General features: G+C 44.8%; 19 protein-coding genes. 10 read left to right on the plus strand and 9 right to left on the minus strand.

What is annotated here, in order from left to right:
* Window positions 1-90: 90 nt before the first annotated feature.
* Together panB and EPL05_RS20420 are read left to right on the plus strand one after the other, a co-directional pair.
* Window positions 91-906: a 3-methyl-2-oxobutanoate hydroxymethyltransferase gene (panB, locus tag EPL05_RS20415; protein WP_128535852.1), complete on the plus strand. Its 816-nt coding sequence runs from the start codon at window positions 91-93 to the stop codon at window positions 904-906.
* An 88-nt stretch (window positions 907-994) separates the two neighbouring features.
* Complete coding sequence (locus EPL05_RS20420) at window positions 995-1717, plus strand: RluA family pseudouridine synthase (protein ID WP_128535853.1); 723 nt, start codon at window positions 995-997, stop codon at window positions 1715-1717.
* A 15-nt stretch (window positions 1718-1732) separates the two neighbouring features.
* Here the strand turns inward: EPL05_RS20420 and yiaK are convergent, their stop codons facing one another.
* Window positions 1733-2719, minus strand: a complete 987-nt coding sequence (yiaK, locus tag EPL05_RS20425) for a 3-dehydro-L-gulonate 2-dehydrogenase (RefSeq protein ID WP_128535854.1) — start codon at window positions 2717-2719, stop codon at window positions 1733-1735.
* 213 nt (window positions 2720-2932) lie between these two features.
* On the opposite strand from yiaK, the gene EPL05_RS20430 reads away from it, so the two are divergent.
* Together EPL05_RS20430 and purN are read left to right on the plus strand one after the other, a co-directional pair.
* Window positions 2933-3436 (plus strand): hypothetical protein, encoded by a 504-nt coding sequence (locus tag EPL05_RS20430; RefSeq protein ID WP_128535855.1) that lies wholly within the window; start codon window positions 2933-2935, stop codon window positions 3434-3436.
* 45 nt (window positions 3437-3481) lie between these two features.
* Entirely contained in the window at window positions 3482-4060 is a 579-nt protein-coding gene (gene purN, locus EPL05_RS20435) for a phosphoribosylglycinamide formyltransferase (RefSeq protein ID WP_128535856.1), read from the plus strand.
* A gap of 64 nt (window positions 4061-4124) precedes the next feature.
* On the opposite strand, the gene EPL05_RS20440 is transcribed toward purN, so the two are convergent.
* The 6 genes from EPL05_RS20440 to EPL05_RS20465 form a co-directional block, all read right to left on the minus strand.
* Window positions 4125-4325, minus strand: coding sequence for a hypothetical protein (locus EPL05_RS20440; protein WP_128535857.1), 201 nt, complete (start codon window positions 4323-4325; stop codon window positions 4125-4127).
* Between the two features lie 25 nt (window positions 4326-4350).
* The gene (locus tag EPL05_RS20445) at window positions 4351-4740 is read right to left on the minus strand and encodes a hypothetical protein (protein ID WP_128535858.1); all 390 of its coding nucleotides are present in this window, start codon (window positions 4738-4740) and stop codon (window positions 4351-4353) included.
* The gene (locus EPL05_RS20450; RefSeq protein WP_128535859.1) at window positions 4733-5296 is read right to left on the minus strand and encodes an STM3941 family protein; all 564 of its coding nucleotides are present in this window, start codon (window positions 5294-5296) and stop codon (window positions 4733-4735) included. Before EPL05_RS20450 ends, EPL05_RS20445 begins: the two co-directional genes overlap by 8 nt.
* Window positions 5297-5363: 67 nt before the next feature.
* Complete coding sequence (locus tag EPL05_RS20455) at window positions 5364-5777, minus strand: hypothetical protein (RefSeq protein WP_128535860.1); 414 nt, start codon at window positions 5775-5777, stop codon at window positions 5364-5366.
* Window positions 5778-5785: 8 nt separating this feature from the next.
* Window positions 5786-6190, minus strand: coding sequence for a lipocalin family protein (locus EPL05_RS20460; protein WP_128535861.1), 405 nt, complete (start codon window positions 6188-6190; stop codon window positions 5786-5788).
* Between the two features lie 25 nt (window positions 6191-6215).
* The gene (locus EPL05_RS20465) at window positions 6216-6611 is read right to left on the minus strand and encodes a lipocalin-like domain-containing protein (RefSeq protein ID WP_128535862.1); all 396 of its coding nucleotides are present in this window, start codon (window positions 6609-6611) and stop codon (window positions 6216-6218) included.
* 186 nt (window positions 6612-6797) lie between these two features.
* Here EPL05_RS20465 and purH point away from each other — a divergent pair, with 186 nt between their 5' ends.
* A complete protein-coding gene (gene purH, locus EPL05_RS20470; protein WP_128535863.1) occupies window positions 6798-8324 on the plus strand; it encodes a bifunctional phosphoribosylaminoimidazolecarboxamide formyltransferase/IMP cyclohydrolase in 1527 nt (508 codons plus the stop codon).
* A gap of 28 nt (window positions 8325-8352) precedes the next feature.
* On the opposite strand, the gene EPL05_RS20475 is transcribed toward purH, so the two are convergent.
* Window positions 8353-8877 carry a hypothetical protein gene (locus tag EPL05_RS20475; protein WP_128535864.1) on the minus strand — a complete coding sequence of 175 codons (525 nt, stop codon included), beginning with the start codon at window positions 8875-8877 and terminating at the stop codon, window positions 8353-8355.
* A gap of 118 nt (window positions 8878-8995) precedes the next feature.
* On the opposite strand from EPL05_RS20475, the gene EPL05_RS20480 reads away from it, so the two are divergent.
* The 5 genes from EPL05_RS20480 to rodA all read left to right on the plus strand — a co-directional run bounded on the left by EPL05_RS20480 (window position 8996) and on the right by rodA (window position 14723).
* The gene (locus EPL05_RS20480; RefSeq protein WP_067054626.1) at window positions 8996-10018 is read left to right on the plus strand and encodes a rod shape-determining protein; all 1023 of its coding nucleotides are present in this window, start codon (window positions 8996-8998) and stop codon (window positions 10016-10018) included.
* A gap of 93 nt (window positions 10019-10111) precedes the next feature.
* Window positions 10112-10945 (plus strand): rod shape-determining protein MreC, encoded by an 834-nt coding sequence (gene mreC / locus EPL05_RS20485; protein WP_128535865.1) that lies wholly within the window; start codon window positions 10112-10114, stop codon window positions 10943-10945.
* Window positions 10938-11453 (plus strand): rod shape-determining protein MreD, encoded by a 516-nt coding sequence (locus EPL05_RS20490; protein WP_128535866.1) that lies wholly within the window; start codon window positions 10938-10940, stop codon window positions 11451-11453. Before mreC ends, EPL05_RS20490 begins: the two co-directional genes overlap by 8 nt.
* Window positions 11453-13456: a penicillin-binding protein 2 gene (gene mrdA / locus EPL05_RS20495; protein ID WP_128535867.1), complete on the plus strand. Its 2004-nt coding sequence runs from the start codon at window positions 11453-11455 to the stop codon at window positions 13454-13456. Before EPL05_RS20490 ends, mrdA begins: the two co-directional genes overlap by 1 nt.
* On the plus strand, window positions 13443-14723 hold the full coding sequence (rodA, locus tag EPL05_RS20500; protein ID WP_128535868.1) for a rod shape-determining protein RodA: 1281 nt from the start codon (window positions 13443-13445) through the stop codon (window positions 14721-14723). Before mrdA ends, rodA begins: the two co-directional genes overlap by 14 nt.
* Here rodA and EPL05_RS20505 read toward each other — a convergent pair.
* Window positions 14714-15877, minus strand: a complete 1164-nt coding sequence (locus EPL05_RS20505) for a hypothetical protein (protein WP_128535869.1) — start codon at window positions 15875-15877, stop codon at window positions 14714-14716. The genes rodA and EPL05_RS20505 overlap by 10 nt on opposite strands.
* Window positions 15878-15940 lie beyond the last annotated feature (63 nt).

Below are 15940 nucleotides of genomic sequence, written 5' to 3' on the forward strand. Positions count from 1 at the left end.
AATGTAAAGCAATGGTTAAGTTTTTTCATTCGAATAAATCCCGAATGAGTTTCTAACTTTGCGGGCAGAAATTACACCAACTAAAAAGCTATGTCGGTAAACAAGGAAGTAAAGCGCATTACCGTGCACACCCTGCAGGAAATGAAGAACCGCGGCGATAAAATTGCCATGCTCACTGCATACGATTACTCGATGGCGTTAATAGTAGATAACGCCGGTACCGATATTATTTTAGTTGGCGATTCGGCTTCCAACGTTATGGCAGGGCACGAAACCACGCTACCCATCACCTTAGACCAGATGATATACCACGCCGCATCGGTAGTGCGGGCAGCTAAACGCTCGCTGGTGGTGGTAGATCTTCCCTTTGGCTCGTACCAGGGTAACTCAAAAGAGGCCTTAGCTTCGGCCATACGGATTATGAAAGAAGCTGGTGCACACGCCGTGAAGCTGGAGGGCGGGGTAGAGATTGCAGAATCTATCAGCCGGATACTTACAGCGGGCATACCGGTAATGGGCCATTTGGGCCTTACACCGCAGTCGATATATAAATTTGGCACTTACACGGTTCGCGCCAGGGAAGATGCCGAAGCGGCAAAACTAAAAGAAGATGCCTTAAAACTCCAGGAGCTGGGTTGTTTTGGCATTGTGCTGGAAAAGATCCCGTCCAAACTGGCTAAAGAAGTAAGCGAAAGCCTGAATATCCCAACCATTGGTATAGGCGCCGGGCAGCATTGCAGCGGCCAGGTATTGGTGATACACGATATGCTGGGCCTTAATAAAGGCTTTAAACCCCGCTTTTTGCGCCAGTACGCCAATCTTTACGATGTAATGGACGGCGCAATAAAAAACTACGTAAGCGATGTAAGGGCGAATAATTTCCCGAACGAGAAAGAGGAGTATTGAGCCCCCCCAGCCCCCTGAAGGGGGAGCTTTGCATTGCTGTAAAGGAAAAAATAAATTCGAAATTGAAAATCCGAAATCCGAAATAAAATTGGCCCGCCCAGAACATAATTATACCAACCACGATATTACTGATAAGGATATCCTTTACGAGGATAACCACCTCATAGCCGTAAACAAACGCGCCGGCGATATTGTGCAAGTAGACGATACCATGGATGAGCCATTGGACGAGAAGGTGAAAAAATACATCGCCCAAAAATACAGTAAACCCAACGGTGCTTTCCTGGGGGTGGTACACCGGCTGGACAGGCCCGTAAGCGGCGTGATCCTGTTCGCCAAAACCAGCAAGGCGCTGGAGCGCATTAATAAGCTGTTCAAAGGCCGCGAAATGCATAAAACCTATTATGCCATTACCCGTAAACGACCCCAGCCCGAAGCTGGCACGCTGGTACACTGGCTGATAAAAAATCCGCAGAAAAACGTTACCAAGGCCCACGATAAAGAAGTACAGGGAAGCCTCCGCTCGGAACTGAGCTATAAGCTTGTGGGCGAACTGGATGGCTACTATGTAATAGAGGTTGACCCCATCACCGGTCGCCCTCATCAGATTCGGGTGCAATTATCAACCCTTGGCTGCCCCATTGTTGGCGATAATAAATATGGTTACCCACGTGGCAGCCTGCGCAAAAGCATTTGCCTGCATGCCCGCCGCCTGCAATTTATACACCCCGTAAAAAACGAACCGATACTGATTGTAGCTCCATTACCAAAAGACGGTTTTTGGGAGAAGTTTGAGGGATTGGTGAGGTAAGAAGCGGTTTTTTTATTACATCCCCTTTACCTCTTCCCAAATCCCTTCATCCACCAAAACGCCGTCAGTCATGCTTTTCTCTCTCGTGCGCAGCATGTTTTCGCCGGGATATAAAATTTCGCTACCATCTATAGGAGCACTGGTTTTAGTATAGGCGAGGATATCGTTTATCAATGCCTCGTTTTGTTCATCATTAGCCTTTATGGCGATGAATACCTGCGATACACCAGTTTCCTTTCGCCCGCTTTGGGTAACCGCGGCGGTTGAACTTCCGCCACTAAGGATAGTAGCCAGCAGATCCAGCACCAGCGACAAGCCCGAGCCTTTCCAGAAACCAATGGGCAAGGCTCTTTTTGTTGCTAAAATAGCCGCGGCATCGGTAGTTAAATTTCCTTCAGCATCGTAACCGCCGGGTAGTGGTAACGGTTTATTTTGTGCTTCGTGCTGCCAAAGTTTGCCAAAAGAAAATTGAGTCATGGCCATATCCAGTACAATGTGGCTGCCCGCTCTCGGTACCGATATTACCAAAGGGTTGTTGCCAAGCCGTGGTTCGGTGCCTCCCCAGGGAGGTAAATTAGCTGTGGTATTAGTAAAGCAAATGCCCACGCAGCCAGCCTCCGCAGCTTGCCAGCCGTAGGTGCCGCCCCGCATCCAGTGGTTGGTGTTTTTAATGGCCACGCAGCCAATACCGTTCTCATGGGCAAGGGTAATTGCCCTGTCCATACTCAGGCGCGCGTTTAGCATCCCGGTTGCAAAATTACCGTCCCATTGTTCTACCGCCCCAAATGCGTTGATCAGCGTAGGGTCGGCATTGGGCGTAACTAATCCTTCCTTTAAGTAATCAACAAATACACGGAAGCGGTTTAATCCGTGCGAGGCGACGCCATCGCGGCTATTATCGGCAAATATGCCTGCGCTGGCATCCGCTTTGTCCTCTGTAAGGCCGAGGGAGAGCAGTACCCTTTTCAATTCAGCCTTAAGTAATAGATAAGGTATGCGCATAGTTGGGTGGTCTGGCGAATGGTTGATGGGGTGGGTAATTAACAGCGCTTAATTTATTTCGGTTTTTTATGAGGTGCAATTTAAAACTTTATAATGTAATCAACTAATCAACTCAATATAACCCTGTGTAAAATAATGACGGGCTAATGGAGTTATATTGATTGCTGTGGGCTTGTATGTAAAGGGAATTCCTATTTTTGCAATTAATTAAGGATGAAGAAAAAGATAAGTTTTTGGTGTTTACCTGTATTGTTACTTGTTGCGTTTGCGGTTAATTCCTGTAAAAAAACAGATCAAAGCAATATCCCCAATTTGTTAACCATAAGGCAATGGGAGCTGGCATCGGTACAGGTATATAACTATATAGGCGATACCCAGCAATCTACCGATACCATAACTTGCGACACGACCCAAATTTTTAAGTTTTATAAAGATGGCAGCTGCACCTACAGTAATTTCGATTGCAAGGATCAGACGATTTCCAGGGGTACTTACAGCTTAAGCGATACAAAACTCACGCTATTTGCCGATATGGTTTGTTTGGATAACAGCACAGCGGGTAGTTCAAAACCATTTGCCAACGCGCAGATAAGTAACCTTGGCGAGTTTTCAATGGTATTGCAAACCGGCGATACGCAAGCTTATTACACATCTAACCAGCCGCGAACCATCTATCGTTGGGGATTTATACGCCAAAAAGAAGTAACTACACGATAACTTGTTAAATTTTTATACTTTGCAGTACCATAGCTACCATTTATTTTGAAAAAGAGAATCGCCATTTTTGCTTCCGGATCAGGCTCCAACGCTCAGAAGATAATGGAGCATTTTAAACGTAATGCCGATGCTGAGGTTGTACTGATACTTACCAATAACCCGCAAGCCTACGTTTTACAGCGTGCCGATAATTTTGAGATCCCCTCGCATATATTCAACCGCGCTGAATTTTACGATAGCGACGATGTAATAGCGCTGCTGAAAAACCTGCAGGTAGATATTATTGTATTGGCCGGTTTCCTGTGGCTGGTACCAAAAAGCTTATTGAACGCTTTCCCCAACAAGATCATTAACCTGCATCCGGCGCTGTTGCCTAAGTTTGGCGGTAAGGGTATGTATGGCGATAATGTGCACAAGGCTATTTTAGCTGCGGGCGAAGAAGAATCGGGCATTACTATTCACTTTGTAAATGCCGAGTTTGACGAGGGGGAGGTTATTCACCAGTCGAAATTTAAGATCGAGCCCGGTGATACTCTCGAGATCGTTAAATTTAAGGGCCAGCAACTGGAGCATATGCATTTCCCAAAGGTGATAGAGAATTTGCTGAAGAAGATGCGGAGTTAGGGATTAGAGGCCGGAGATTAGAGCTTAGTTGAGTTTCTATATTTTGAGAAGGCCTCTTCAAAATCTAAAGGGGGGCATCCATACGCTTGTTAAGATAAGTAATTAATTCTTCATCTGTTGCTTTCCTGCCAATGCCTGTCATCATATCATTTACAGTCAAATCATGGAAGGTTTGCGCTTCCGGAGATAAGCCTAACTCTTCGGCCAATTGCATTAACAATAAAGTTTTCTTCTCCGAATCAGATTGAACGATAACCGTTGTCATAATACTAAGTTAAGATTATTGAGGCTTAGTTTTGTTTCATAAACTTTTCAATAGGACATCCCTCATCACAAATCATTGCGGGGCTTATGTATAAAGTGTTTTCGTTAAATGTGCACCTATATTTTAAGATGGCGTTTTGAGTTGTTTTAATTATTAGCGTATCTCTTTTTAACCTGTAAAACCCATTTGGAAGATAGTCTCCTTTCAATTCCCCCTTTTCGTAAAAGATCAAGTATTGATTTATAGTATTAGGCACTGTGTCAATGTAGCTTTTGACGCCATTGTTTCCCGAATTGGAAAAATAGCGCCAAGTTCCAACTATAGAAAACTTTTTTGATTCCGCCTTTTTGATTCCGCAACTAAAGCAAAATATGGCAATGGTGACTGCACCGGTTACAAACGAGATTTTATTCATTCCTGTTAAAATTTAGCTTTTCCACATGGGCCCTCAACAACACATACAATTCCTCAAAATCATACTGCAGCGTATTAGCAGTGATACTTACTGGAGTTTTATAACTACGATAATTCATTGCCGCCATTTTTTTCATCAGCGGATTAGTTTGGCGGTTGATGTAGACTTCGGGGTTATTCACCAACACGATGATCAATTTTTGCCTGCCAATTTCTATTACGTAAATATCCTCGATATCTGCCCAGGGGATAAAGCCGAATGAGAAACCGCTGCAATTATCTATAATGCCTTCCTCATTTACAACCAGCCCCGGCTTGGTGTCAAATAGTTTTTTGATGAGGCAAAATGCGCAAAACCCAAAGAAAGCTACTGCCGCAAAACCAATGAGATAAGTGAATACCGGGTAAGGTTTGTTGCCGAATAGCCTGATACCAGGATGGGTAATAAACCAAAAACCTGCCGCAACAAAGGCCAGCGAGCCGGCAGCCATCAGTAGCATTTTTTGTTTACTTAGGGAAATCTCAACTGTAGCGGTTAATTGCAGGTTAGTGACCATGACGGTATGATTGTGATGCCCTAAAATAGCAAGCTTTGCTCATAAACGCAAACCCACTTTGCTGAAACTACTTCACCTTCACAAAATGTTCCGAACAACCTTCATAGCAAACAATTGGCCCTGCCATGCCCAGCGATAACGAATCGCCTTTAATTTTATAGTAATAATCTTCGTATTCTTTGCCGTCCGCCGAACTTAGCTTCAACTTTACACTGTCTAAAACCGTATATTTAACATAAGAACCTGTACTATTATCAGGTAATTTCCAATACATTGATGCATCGGCATTCAATTGTAAATAGCCGTTACTATTGGTAGCGGGCACAAAGTACTGTGGGCCGCCACTGCTCATGCGGCTACCTATATAGCGCCACTTGCCTGTTAGCGACGCGTTTGGTACGGCACCTTGTTTATTTGTACATGCTACCGCGATAACAGCGATGGCGAATAGTGCAAATGAAATTTTTATGATCGTTTTCATGGCTTGTTTCATTGATCAATTTTTGTAAATCTTTCACCGCAGCCCTCAATGCACATGATTGGGCCGGCGGGGCTCATGGTAAGTTCATTGCCCTTTATACTGTACCGGAAGTTTTGTTTGGTGATATGGTCAGTTGCTGTAAAAATTAGGGTGACGCTGTCTTTTTCTGCATAGCTTTCGTAATTAACAAACGCTGTGCCTGCCAATGTTCCGTCTGTTTTAAACTGTACATACTCGGTATTGGAGGCGCTTACAGGCAAATATTTTCCGCTGCCATCGCCGGGGTCGGCATAGGTAGCAGATAACTTCCATTTGCCCTGCAGCGAAGTGTTCACCAGGAACTTGCTTTCTTTCCCGCAGGCGGCGATAAGTAAAATTAGGGCAACTGCTGTTAGTTTTACAATAGTTTTCATGTGTAGGTATTTGTTTTAGGCGATATTAGTTGGCCTTGGTAAAGTAATAACCGCAACCGCTATCAAAACACCGTATGGGGCCGTCGGGCACCAGGTTTAGTTCGTTGCCATTTATGGTGTACCGGTAATTCTGCGTGGTTGTATGGTCGTTGGCGGTAAAAACAAGGGTTGCGCTATCTTTTATCACGTAGCTTTCATAATTATCCAAAACCGTACCCTCTAAAGTGCCATCGGCATTAAATTGCAGGTATCCCGGTGTGGGCGGGCTTATGCGTACAGGCATACCGGTACCATCAGTAGTTTGCACTTGGGCCTGCCACTTGCCCGAAAGGGTGGCGTTTGCTACAGGCTTACTTTCTTTTTTGCAAGCGGCTAAAAACAGCAATATTGCCATTGCTAATAGTTTGACTAAAGTTTTCATTGTCGGCCTTTTTTAACATTACGGGCCACCCCGCCATAACGCTACAAATAAGGCACCAATTTTATGGCGATAAGTCGTTTTTATCTGCCTAAGCATCAATTATAAACTACTTAAAAAAAACTGTTCTCTAATCACAAATCTCTAAACTCTAATCCATACCTTTGCGGCTCAAAAAAAGCCCTGCAAATGAGCCAGTCTGTTCAAATAAAAAATGCCCTTATTTCTGTTTATTACAAAGACAACCTCGAGCCGATAATTCACGAGCTGAATCGCCTTGGTGTCAACATATATTCAACCGGTGGTACCGAAACTTTTATCCGCGACCTTGGGGTTGATGTGATTGCTGTTGAGGACCTTACCTCGTACCCATCTATACTGGGCGGCCGTGTAAAAACCCTGCATCCAAAGGTGTTCGGTGGTATTTTATCGCGGCGTGGTTTAGATAGTGATGCACAGCAACTGGAGCAATACGCAATCCCCGAGATTGACCTGGTAATTGTGGACCTGTACCCCTTCGAAGAAACCGTAAATTCTGGCGCAGGCCAGGAAGATATCATCGAGAAGATTGATATCGGCGGCATCTCGTTGATCCGCGCGGCAGCAAAAAACTTTAAAGACGTGGTTATCGTTGCCTCTAAAAATGATTACGGTATTTTGGAAGACATCCTAAAAAGCCAGCATGGTGCTACTACTATTGATCAGCGCCGTACTTTCGCGCAAAAAGCGTTCAATATCTCGTCTAATTACGATACGCATATATTCCAGTATTTCGATCAAACTGAGCCGATGCCTGTTTTTAAACAAAGCATCCAAACCAGCCAGACTTTGCGTTACGGCGAAAACCCGCATCAAAAAGGCACCTTCTATGGTAACCTTGATGCCATGTTCACCAAATTGAACGGTAAAGAATTATCGTACAACAACCTGGTAGATGTAGATGCTGCCGTTGCTTTGATAGATGAGTTTACCGAGCCAACCTTTGCCATCCTTAAACATACCAACGCTTGCGGTATCGCCAGTCGTTTACATACTAAGGAAGCCTGGTTAGATGCTTTGGCATGCGATCCGGTTTCGGCTTTTGGCGGCGTTTTGATAGCCAATGCCGAAATTTGCGAAGCAACCGCTTTAGAGATCGATAAGATATTTTACGAAGTGCTTATCGCTCCGGCTTACACCGACGATGCGTTAAAAGTACTTACCGCTAAAAAGAACCGCATTGTACTGATCCGCAACCGGGTTGAGTTGCCAAACAAGCAATTCAAAACCCTGCTGAACGGCGTTATTGAACAGGATAAAGATCTCGTGGTTGAAGGGCCGGCTGAAATGAAATCGGTTACCGAAAAATCAGCTACAACCGAAGAACTGAAAGATATGTATTTTGCCAATAAAGTGGTAAAGCATACCAAATCAAACACTATCGTTTTCGCTAAAAACAGCCAGCTGATGGCGAGCGGTGTTGGCCAAACCTCGCGTGTAGATTCGCTGAAGCAGGCGATCATCAAAGCCGAAAGCTTTGGGTTCGATCTGAAAGGCGCTGTAATGGCATCTGATGCTTTCTTCCCCTTCCCGGATTGTGTGGAGATTGCTGCCGATGCAGGTATCACTGCTGTTTTACAACCGGGCGGTTCTATAAAAGACCAGGACTCCATCAACATGTGTAACCAAAAAGGCATCGCCATGGTAACTACCGGGATGAGGCACTTCAAGCACTAAGGGTTAGTTTAGAGGCTGTGATTAGAGATTAGTTATAGGCGAGTTCATAGCTGTATACTTTTATTATCTCGTTGTTTTTACCAAAAGCGAATAAGTATATAGTGCTTCGGCCAAACACTGGTCTTTGTGCATTTGCCGAGTTATATTTTGGCGAGATAACAGAAAGCACTTCTGCGGTAAAATAGTTGTTAAAAGTTTTAGAAAAAGACACCACAAATTTGGGGGGCTTTGAGGGGCTATTGGTTAAACGCTTGAGCCACGGCTTGTAAACCGGGTTAGGTGCACTTTTATCAATGCTATCGAGCTTATCAACTATATTTCTTTCTTTTAGTTTCCAATCCCTGGCTATTTCTAAATAAAAATCTAATAGTTGTGTTGCTTCTAATGAATCAATAGTCCTAACCCTGGCTTTTCTTAGGTTTTGATTGTGCTTAACGATATATTTATAAGCGACAGAATATCGATAAAATTCAGGATCAGGAGCAGGTTTTATTGCAGAGCAGGAAATTATTATACAACTGCTAATGAGTAGCATTACAATTTTATTCAACATGCCATCAACAATAAATAATTTTTAAATGAGTTGTAAAAAAGACGTTAAATGCTTCTAAATAGATGCTACAATTACGCTTATTTTTATGAACTTTGCAAATTATAGAAACACACATTAAATGGGTTTATTTAATTTTTTCACACAGGAAATCGCTATAGATTTGGGTACTGCCAATACCCTCATTATACATAATGATAAAGTAGTTGTTGATGAACCATCGATAGTAGCTTTTGACCGTACCACAAACAAGGTTATTGCCATTGGCCGCCAGGCGATGCAGATGGAGGGTAAAACCCACGATAACATCCGCACAGTGCGTCCGCTTAAAGATGGCGTAATTGCCGACTTTAACGCCGCCGAGCTGATGATACGCGGGATGATAAAAATGATAAACCAGGGCAAAGGGTGGTTTTTCCCATCGCTGCGTATGGTTATCTGTATCCCATCGGGCATTACCGAGGTGGAGAAACGCGCGGTACGCGACAGCGCCGAAATAGCAGGCGCTAAAGAAGTGTACCTGATATACGAACCAATGGCCGCTGCCGTAGGTATCGGTATCGACGTGGAAGAGCCAATGGGTAACATGATCATTGATATTGGTGGTGGTACTACCGAAATTGCTGTTATCGCCCTATCTGGTATTGTTTGCGACCAGTCTATCCGCGTAGCGGGAGATAACTTCGACTCTGATATTGTTCAGTACATTCGCCGCCAGCACAATATTATGATTGGCGACCGTACCGCCGAGAAGATAAAAATTGAAGTAGGTGCCGCTCTTCCTGAGCTTTCTGAACCACCTGCAGATTTCGCTGTACAAGGCCGCGATCTGATGACTGGTGTGCCGAAACAGATCACCGTATCGTACACAGAAATTGCCCATTGCCTCGATAAATCCATCTCTAAAATTGAGGAAGCGATCTTAAAAGCATTAGAGATAACCCCGCCGGAGCTTTCTGCGGATATTTACCAAACCGGTATTTACCTTACAGGTGGCGGCGCGTTATTGCGCGGCCTGGATAAACGTGTGGCTGCTAAAACTAAATTGCCGGTACACGTTGCCGAAGACCCACTGCGCGCGGTAGTACGCGGCACCGGTACCGCCCTTAAGAATATTGGTAACTTTAAATTCCTTATGCAGTAATTTAGATATGAGATGTTAGATATGAGATTTGAGACCGGAGCAAACCGAGTTCTATCTCATATCTAACATCTCATATCTCATATCTCAATCCCGATGCGTAACCTCCTGATATTTATCACTAAGTACAACGCATTCTTTTTGTTTCTCATTTTTGAGATAATTTCGCTTGTTATTTATATTAAATACAACTCTTTTCAAAAGGCTACATTCATCAATAGCACCAATAAGGTAACCGGCGAGTTTTATGACCGGGCCGACGAGTTGAAGGGCTACCTTTCGCTGCGTGAGGTGAATGACCAGCTGGCGAAGGAAAATGCCGACCTGCGTAACCAATTGCGCGCCTCCAAGTTTTTAGATTCTGTTGCCAAACATGTGGTTAACGATACCATTTACAAGCAACAGTACGAGTACATTGATGCCAAGGTGATCAACAACTCGGTTAACAAGCGCAACAACTACTTAACCATAACCAAGGGGAGTAAGGATGGCGTTGTAAAGGGGATGGGCGTAATAACGGGTACCGGTGTTGTGGGTAAGGTAGTACTGGTTGGCGAGCATATTGCCATTGTGCAATCCCTGTTGCATAAAGATTCGCGCTTTAGCGCTATGCTGGCTACCAATAAGGAGATTGGCTATTTGGAATGGGGCGACGACCTGGATCCGCATAAAGGATTGCTGGTAGATGTATCGAACACCGCGCAGCCAAAAATTGGCGAAATGGTGGTTACCTCGCAGCTTTCCCTTTTTCCGGCAGGTATCCCGATAGGTAAAGTAAGCAAGCTGAATGCAAAAGGCGCCGGTTTTTTCCTGAATATGGAAGTGGCGCTGGCGGTAGATTTTAGCAAGCTGGAGTACGTGTATGTGATCAACAATAAGTTTGCTACAGAGCAGGCGGGATTAGAGGCCCAGGAGAAAAAAGATGAGTAGAATTATCCTGATGAACCTGGTGCGCTTTATCATGCTCATCTTCCTGCAGGTTTTCCTGTTGAAGAATGTGGCGCTTTATGATCTGGCTACACCATACCTGTATATCCTTTTTATCCTGCTGCTGCCCTTCGAAACACCGAACGTAGTGTTATTTACCCTGTCGTTTTTGTTAGGGTTAACTATCGATATGTTCTACGATACACCGGGGCTGCACGCCGCGGCTTGTACGGTGCTTGCTTTGGTGCGTGTAATGTTTATCAGCATAACGGTGCAAAAAGATGGCTTCGATAACGAGCCCGAGCCAACCCTCAGCATTATGGGTTTCCGCTGGTTTTTTACTTATGCGCTGGTACTTACCCTTTTTCATCACTTCTTCCTGTTTAATCTCGAAGTTTTTCGCATTACTGAAATACAATACACACTAAGCCGCTTTTTATTGAGTTCAATATTTACAGTATTTTTGATGCTGGTTTCGGGGCTGTTATTTTTCAGAAGGAAAGAGCGATAATGAACAGTTTTTTTGAGCGGCGCTATATTGTTGCCGGTATTTTCATAGCCTTTATTTTGGTACTGCTTGGCCGCTTGTTTTATATACAGGTGGTGGATGTGCGTTATGCGCTTTACGCCAGCCAAAATGTTCAACGTAAAATTATGTTGTATCCCGCCCGTGGGCCCATTTTGGACAGGAACGGTAAAATAATGGTACAGAACGAACCGGTATACGATATTATGGTGATACCGAAACAGGTTACGCCATTTGATACCGTGGAGTTTTGCAAACTGCTGGGTATTGATAAGGAAGGCTACAATAAGCGGATGATAAAGGCCCGCAAGTACTCGCCGTATCTCGCTTCGGTTTTTGAAAAACAATTATCGGCACAATTATATGCTTCTTTCCAGGAACGGCTATCGGAGTTCCCCGGATTTTTCCCGCAGCAACGCCCGGTACGTACTTACCCCGATTCGGCAGCAGCGCAATTCCTGGGCTATATAGGCGAGGTTACCGATCCCATTATCAAACGCTCCGGCGGATATTATAGCCCGGGTGATTACGTGGGCATCACTGGTGTGGAAAAATCTTACGAGACCGTTTTGCGGGGTCAGCGCGGTGTGCAAACCTGGATGGTAGATTCACACAATACGCGCAAGGGTTTATACGCCAACGGCGCTTTTGATACCACTGCGGTAGCCGGCGACAGGCTGGTATCCTCGCTGGATATGAATATCCAAAAATTGGGTGAAGCTTTAATGCGTAATAAAATAGGCAGTATTGTAGCCATCGAACCATCAACAGGTGAGATCCTCGCCTTTGTAAGCAGCCCTACCTACGACCCTAACCTGTTGGTTGGTCGTGAGCGTGGTAATAACGCCGCTAAATTATATAAAGACCCATACAAGCCCTTCTTTACCCGCCCGGTGCAGGCTTTGTACCCGCCGGGTTCGTCATTTAAGCCGCTGAGCGCGTTGATAGCCATGCAGGAAGGAATGATCACCCCACAAACAGTTTATGTATGCCCTGGTTATTACCAGGCAGGTAACCGCCGAATACCATGTTTTCATCACGAGGTACACGGCGCGGTGGCACTAAGCCAGGCAATTGCACATTCCTGCAACGGGTATTTCAATATGGTGTTTGAAAAATTGGTGAACCGTTTTGGGGCGCGCAATGTGGATACCGGGTACAACGCATGGCGCGATAAAGTGGCCAAATTTGGCTTAGGTAGTCGTCTCGACCTCGATTTGCCAAGCGAAAGCAGGGGCTTGTTACCTAAAGCCGAGTACTACGATAAAATTTACAAAAAAGGCGGCTGGCGCTCCAGTGCTGTTATATCATTAGGGATAGGGCAAGGAGAACTTTCGGCAACGCCCCTGCAATTGGCCAATATCGAGGCTATTATTGCCAACCGGGGCTTCTACTATAAACCGCACCTGATCAAATCCATCGGCGATAAGCAAGTGATAAAGCATGAATACACCGTGCGTAATTACGTGGGGGTAGATTCGCAGTATTTCCGCCCGGCTATTGATGGGATGCAGCAGGTAGTGGATGTGGGTACGGCTAATGGCTCAAAAATACCGGGCATCATTATGTGCGGTAAAACCGGTACCGCCCAGGTGAAAAATCAGTTAGATAACTCGGTATTTGTAGCGTTCGCTCCGCGCGACAACCCTAAAATTGCCATTGCGGTTATTGTAGAGAAATCAGGGCAGGGTGCAACATGGGCAGCGCCAATCGCCAGCTTTATGGTAGAAAAATATTTAACCGGCAAGATCTCCACGCGATCATCGGGCATTAACCCCGAGTATTACATGAATGCCAACCTGCTGCCACCGGTAGTGTTAACATCATCCGAAAAAAGGCAGTTGCATTTAGACAGTCTTAAAAAAGCCTCTGCAGATTCTGTAGCTAAATTGAAATTGAAAGCGGCGTCGAACACGCCGCCCAAAAACCAACCTATAAGCAAGCCAACAGCCATGCTGCCAAAACGAAAGGACGATGAGCTACAATAACAATCAGCAGCGCAGCTTCTTTTTAAATGTGGACTGGCTAACGGTATTCTTATTCTTGTCATTGTGCGTTATCGGTTGGTTTAACATCCATGCCGCCGTTTTTGACGAGAACAACCCCAGTATTATTGATACCGATACGCGTTACGGTAAGCAGTTTATCTACATTATTGTAGCCATAGTATTGGGCATCATTATATTATTGCTGGAGAGCCGTTTCATTTCGGCCCTTGCCCCTGCGCTTTACGTGGCAACTACATTGCTGCTATTGCTTGTGCTTGTAAAGGGGCACAATGTAGGCGGTAACCAGGCTTGGATAGATATGGGGGGCGGGTTTAGGTTGCAACCCTCGGAATTTGCCAAATTTGCAACGTGCTTGCTGCTGGCCAGGTATCTCAGCGCAACCAACGTAAAAGTAACCGATCCTAAATCGTTCCTTATAGCGGGGGCTATCATACTGCTGCCGATGGCGCTTATTAAGTTACAGCCCGATGATGGCTCTACACTGGTATTCTGCTCGCTTATTTTTGTATTGTACCGTGAAGGCCTATCGCCATATTTTTTGATTGTAGTTGGCCTGCTTATTACACTCTTCATTACTTCGTTGCTGTTTAATAGCTGGTATGTGGTAGCCGCTATTATTGCCGTAACGGTGGCCCTCGCGTTAGCTATCAAAAGAAACCGCGGGCTGGTGTTCAAAATAATTATTGGCGCTGCCATAAGTATAGCCTTTGTGTTTGGTGTGAAACCATTGTATGAACATGCCTTAAAACCACATCAGCGCAAGCGTATTGATGTGGTACTGGGAATTACCAAGGATAATAAGGGTGTGGGTTACAATCAAAATCAGGCAAAAATAGCCATTGGTTCTGGTGGGGCATGGGGTAAAGGGTACCTGCAGGGCACGCAAACAAAATACGCTTTTGTACCCGAGCAGAGCACCGACTTTATTTTTTGTACCATAGGCGAGGAGTGGGGCTTTGCAGGCTCCGTAGTGGTGCTTGGCTTGTACCTGTTTTTATTGCTGCGTATTATTATGATAGCGGAGCGACAGCGTGCGCCATTTTCGCGCATTTACGGCTATGGGGTGGCCTCCGTAATATTCTTCCACGTACTTATCAATATCGCTATGGCTATAGGGGTGATGCCGGTAATTGGTATACCGCTGCCTTTTATCAGCTATGGCGGCTCATCGCTATTAAGCTTTACCATGCTGTTGTTTATCCTCTTAAAACTGGATAGTAACCGTATGGGGGTTATTTACGCGTAACGCCTTTTAAGCAGCGCGTAAAATTTCTCTGATGTTTCCTTTTTGCCTTCCCAGTTGTTTTTGGTTACATAATTGTTTTGTAAGAACCTATCGGCCTCTTCAAAATTGCTGAAACGGTTTACAATTTCAATAGCTTCAGTATAGGCAAGGTTGTATCCTTTAAACAGGTCTTTTACAAACAGGAGTTTATCGTTAAGGGTAATAGCCGCTTTAATATCAGATAATGGCTCTGCCACTTCCACTTCGGTTGCCGCTTTGCTTTCCTTTTTTTGTGCCGATAAACGCTGGTTAAGCGTAAGCGGGCGCTGCTCATCGTTGTTTTTTTTGTCGTTAGCTTTTGGTTCCAGATTATCCACCTGTATATCTTCCATGCTTTCGGCTAAAACCTTCTTGCCCTTTGTCGTTGGTTCTTCAAATAGCTCAGGTTCTGGCTCAGGACTTTCTATGTCTTGCTCAGCTTTAGGCTCCGGCTCAACAGCTTCCGCTACAGGTTCGGGTATCTCTTCAACTCCAGTGGTTATCTCTGCTTCGGCGGGTATTTCCTCTTCTTGTGTACTGTCAACTTCGGTTTCAGAGGCTTCCTTTTCCGGTTCCGGGCTTTCTTCCGCTATTTCGGCTACAGGCGTCAACAGGGCTTCATCCTCGCTTTGTCCGTCTTCCTCATCGTCAAAATTATCAGCCTCATCCAAAATCAATTCATGGCGAATGGTTTCCGGCTCTTCGCGTTCAAACGAAAATGTATCCTCGGGCGTATCGCCGCTGATGTCTATAATAGGGGTAGGCTCTTCAATTGGCTCGGGTTGTTCAAACTGTAATTCTTCTTCCTGCGGAACTATTTCAAATTTAATACTGTCGTTATAGGCGGGTTTCGGTGTATCTTGTTTAAAGGGAACAGAGGCCGATTTGGCGGGCTGTACAACCGGCTCAAACCATTTGGGCTCATCCTTTATGCTGCTTTTAGTAACAGGCTGGCCTTTAATGGCGTTCAGCTTGCGCAGTATTTCGGCATGGTCTTTTAAAAAATGGGTGTTAGCTACAAAAAGTTCAAGCTCCAGGTCGTTTAGGTTTTCTATGCTACCTTGCAGATACTCATACTGTTCGTTTATCTCCTGTATTATTACGCCTATCTTTTTAAAAACTTCCTGTTGCTTCATGCTATTATGTTAGGAAAATGCTTATCAAAAATAGTATAAAATTCTGATATTAGCCCCTCACAA

The sequence above is a fragment of the Mucilaginibacter gilvus genome, assembly GCF_004054195.1.
Taxonomy (GTDB): domain Bacteria; phylum Bacteroidota; class Bacteroidia; order Sphingobacteriales; family Sphingobacteriaceae; genus Mucilaginibacter; species Mucilaginibacter gilvus.

Excerpts from the sequence above, each read along its gene's own strand:
- panB (WP_128535852.1), top strand. The coding sequence starts at position 91 with ATGTCGGTAAACAAGGAAGTAAAGCGCATTACCGTGCACACCCTGCAG.
- yiaK (WP_128535854.1), bottom strand. The coding sequence starts at position 2,719 with ATGCGCATACCTTATCTATTACTTAAGGCTGAATTGAAAAGGGTACTG.
- EPL05_RS20430 (WP_128535855.1), top strand. The coding sequence starts at position 2,933 with ATGAAGAAAAAGATAAGTTTTTGGTGTTTACCTGTATTGTTACTTGTT.
- EPL05_RS20440 (WP_128535857.1), bottom strand. The coding sequence starts at position 4,325 with ATGACAACGGTTATCGTTCAATCTGATTCGGAGAAGAAAACTTTATTG.
- EPL05_RS20445 (WP_128535858.1), bottom strand. The coding sequence starts at position 4,740 with ATGAATAAAATCTCGTTTGTAACCGGTGCAGTCACCATTGCCATATTT.
- EPL05_RS20450 (WP_128535859.1), bottom strand. The coding sequence starts at position 5,296 with ATGGTCACTAACCTGCAATTAACCGCTACAGTTGAGATTTCCCTAAGT.
- EPL05_RS20455 (WP_128535860.1), bottom strand. The coding sequence starts at position 5,777 with ATGAAAACGATCATAAAAATTTCATTTGCACTATTCGCCATCGCTGTT.
- EPL05_RS20460 (WP_128535861.1), bottom strand. The coding sequence starts at position 6,190 with ATGAAAACTATTGTAAAACTAACAGCAGTTGCCCTAATTTTACTTATC.
- EPL05_RS20465 (WP_128535862.1), bottom strand. The coding sequence starts at position 6,611 with ATGAAAACTTTAGTCAAACTATTAGCAATGGCAATATTGCTGTTTTTA.
- purH (WP_128535863.1), top strand. The coding sequence starts at position 6,798 with ATGAGCCAGTCTGTTCAAATAAAAAATGCCCTTATTTCTGTTTATTAC.
- EPL05_RS20475 (WP_128535864.1), bottom strand. The coding sequence starts at position 8,877 with ATGTTGAATAAAATTGTAATGCTACTCATTAGCAGTTGTATAATAATT.
- EPL05_RS20480 (WP_067054626.1), top strand. The coding sequence starts at position 8,996 with ATGGGTTTATTTAATTTTTTCACACAGGAAATCGCTATAGATTTGGGT.
- mreC (WP_128535865.1), top strand. The coding sequence starts at position 10,112 with ATGCGTAACCTCCTGATATTTATCACTAAGTACAACGCATTCTTTTTG.
- EPL05_RS20490 (WP_128535866.1), top strand. The coding sequence starts at position 10,938 with ATGAGTAGAATTATCCTGATGAACCTGGTGCGCTTTATCATGCTCATC.
- mrdA (WP_128535867.1), top strand. The coding sequence starts at position 11,453 with ATGAACAGTTTTTTTGAGCGGCGCTATATTGTTGCCGGTATTTTCATA.
- rodA (WP_128535868.1), top strand. The coding sequence starts at position 13,443 with ATGAGCTACAATAACAATCAGCAGCGCAGCTTCTTTTTAAATGTGGAC.
- EPL05_RS20505 (WP_128535869.1), bottom strand. The coding sequence starts at position 15,877 with ATGAAGCAACAGGAAGTTTTTAAAAAGATAGGCGTAATAATACAGGAG.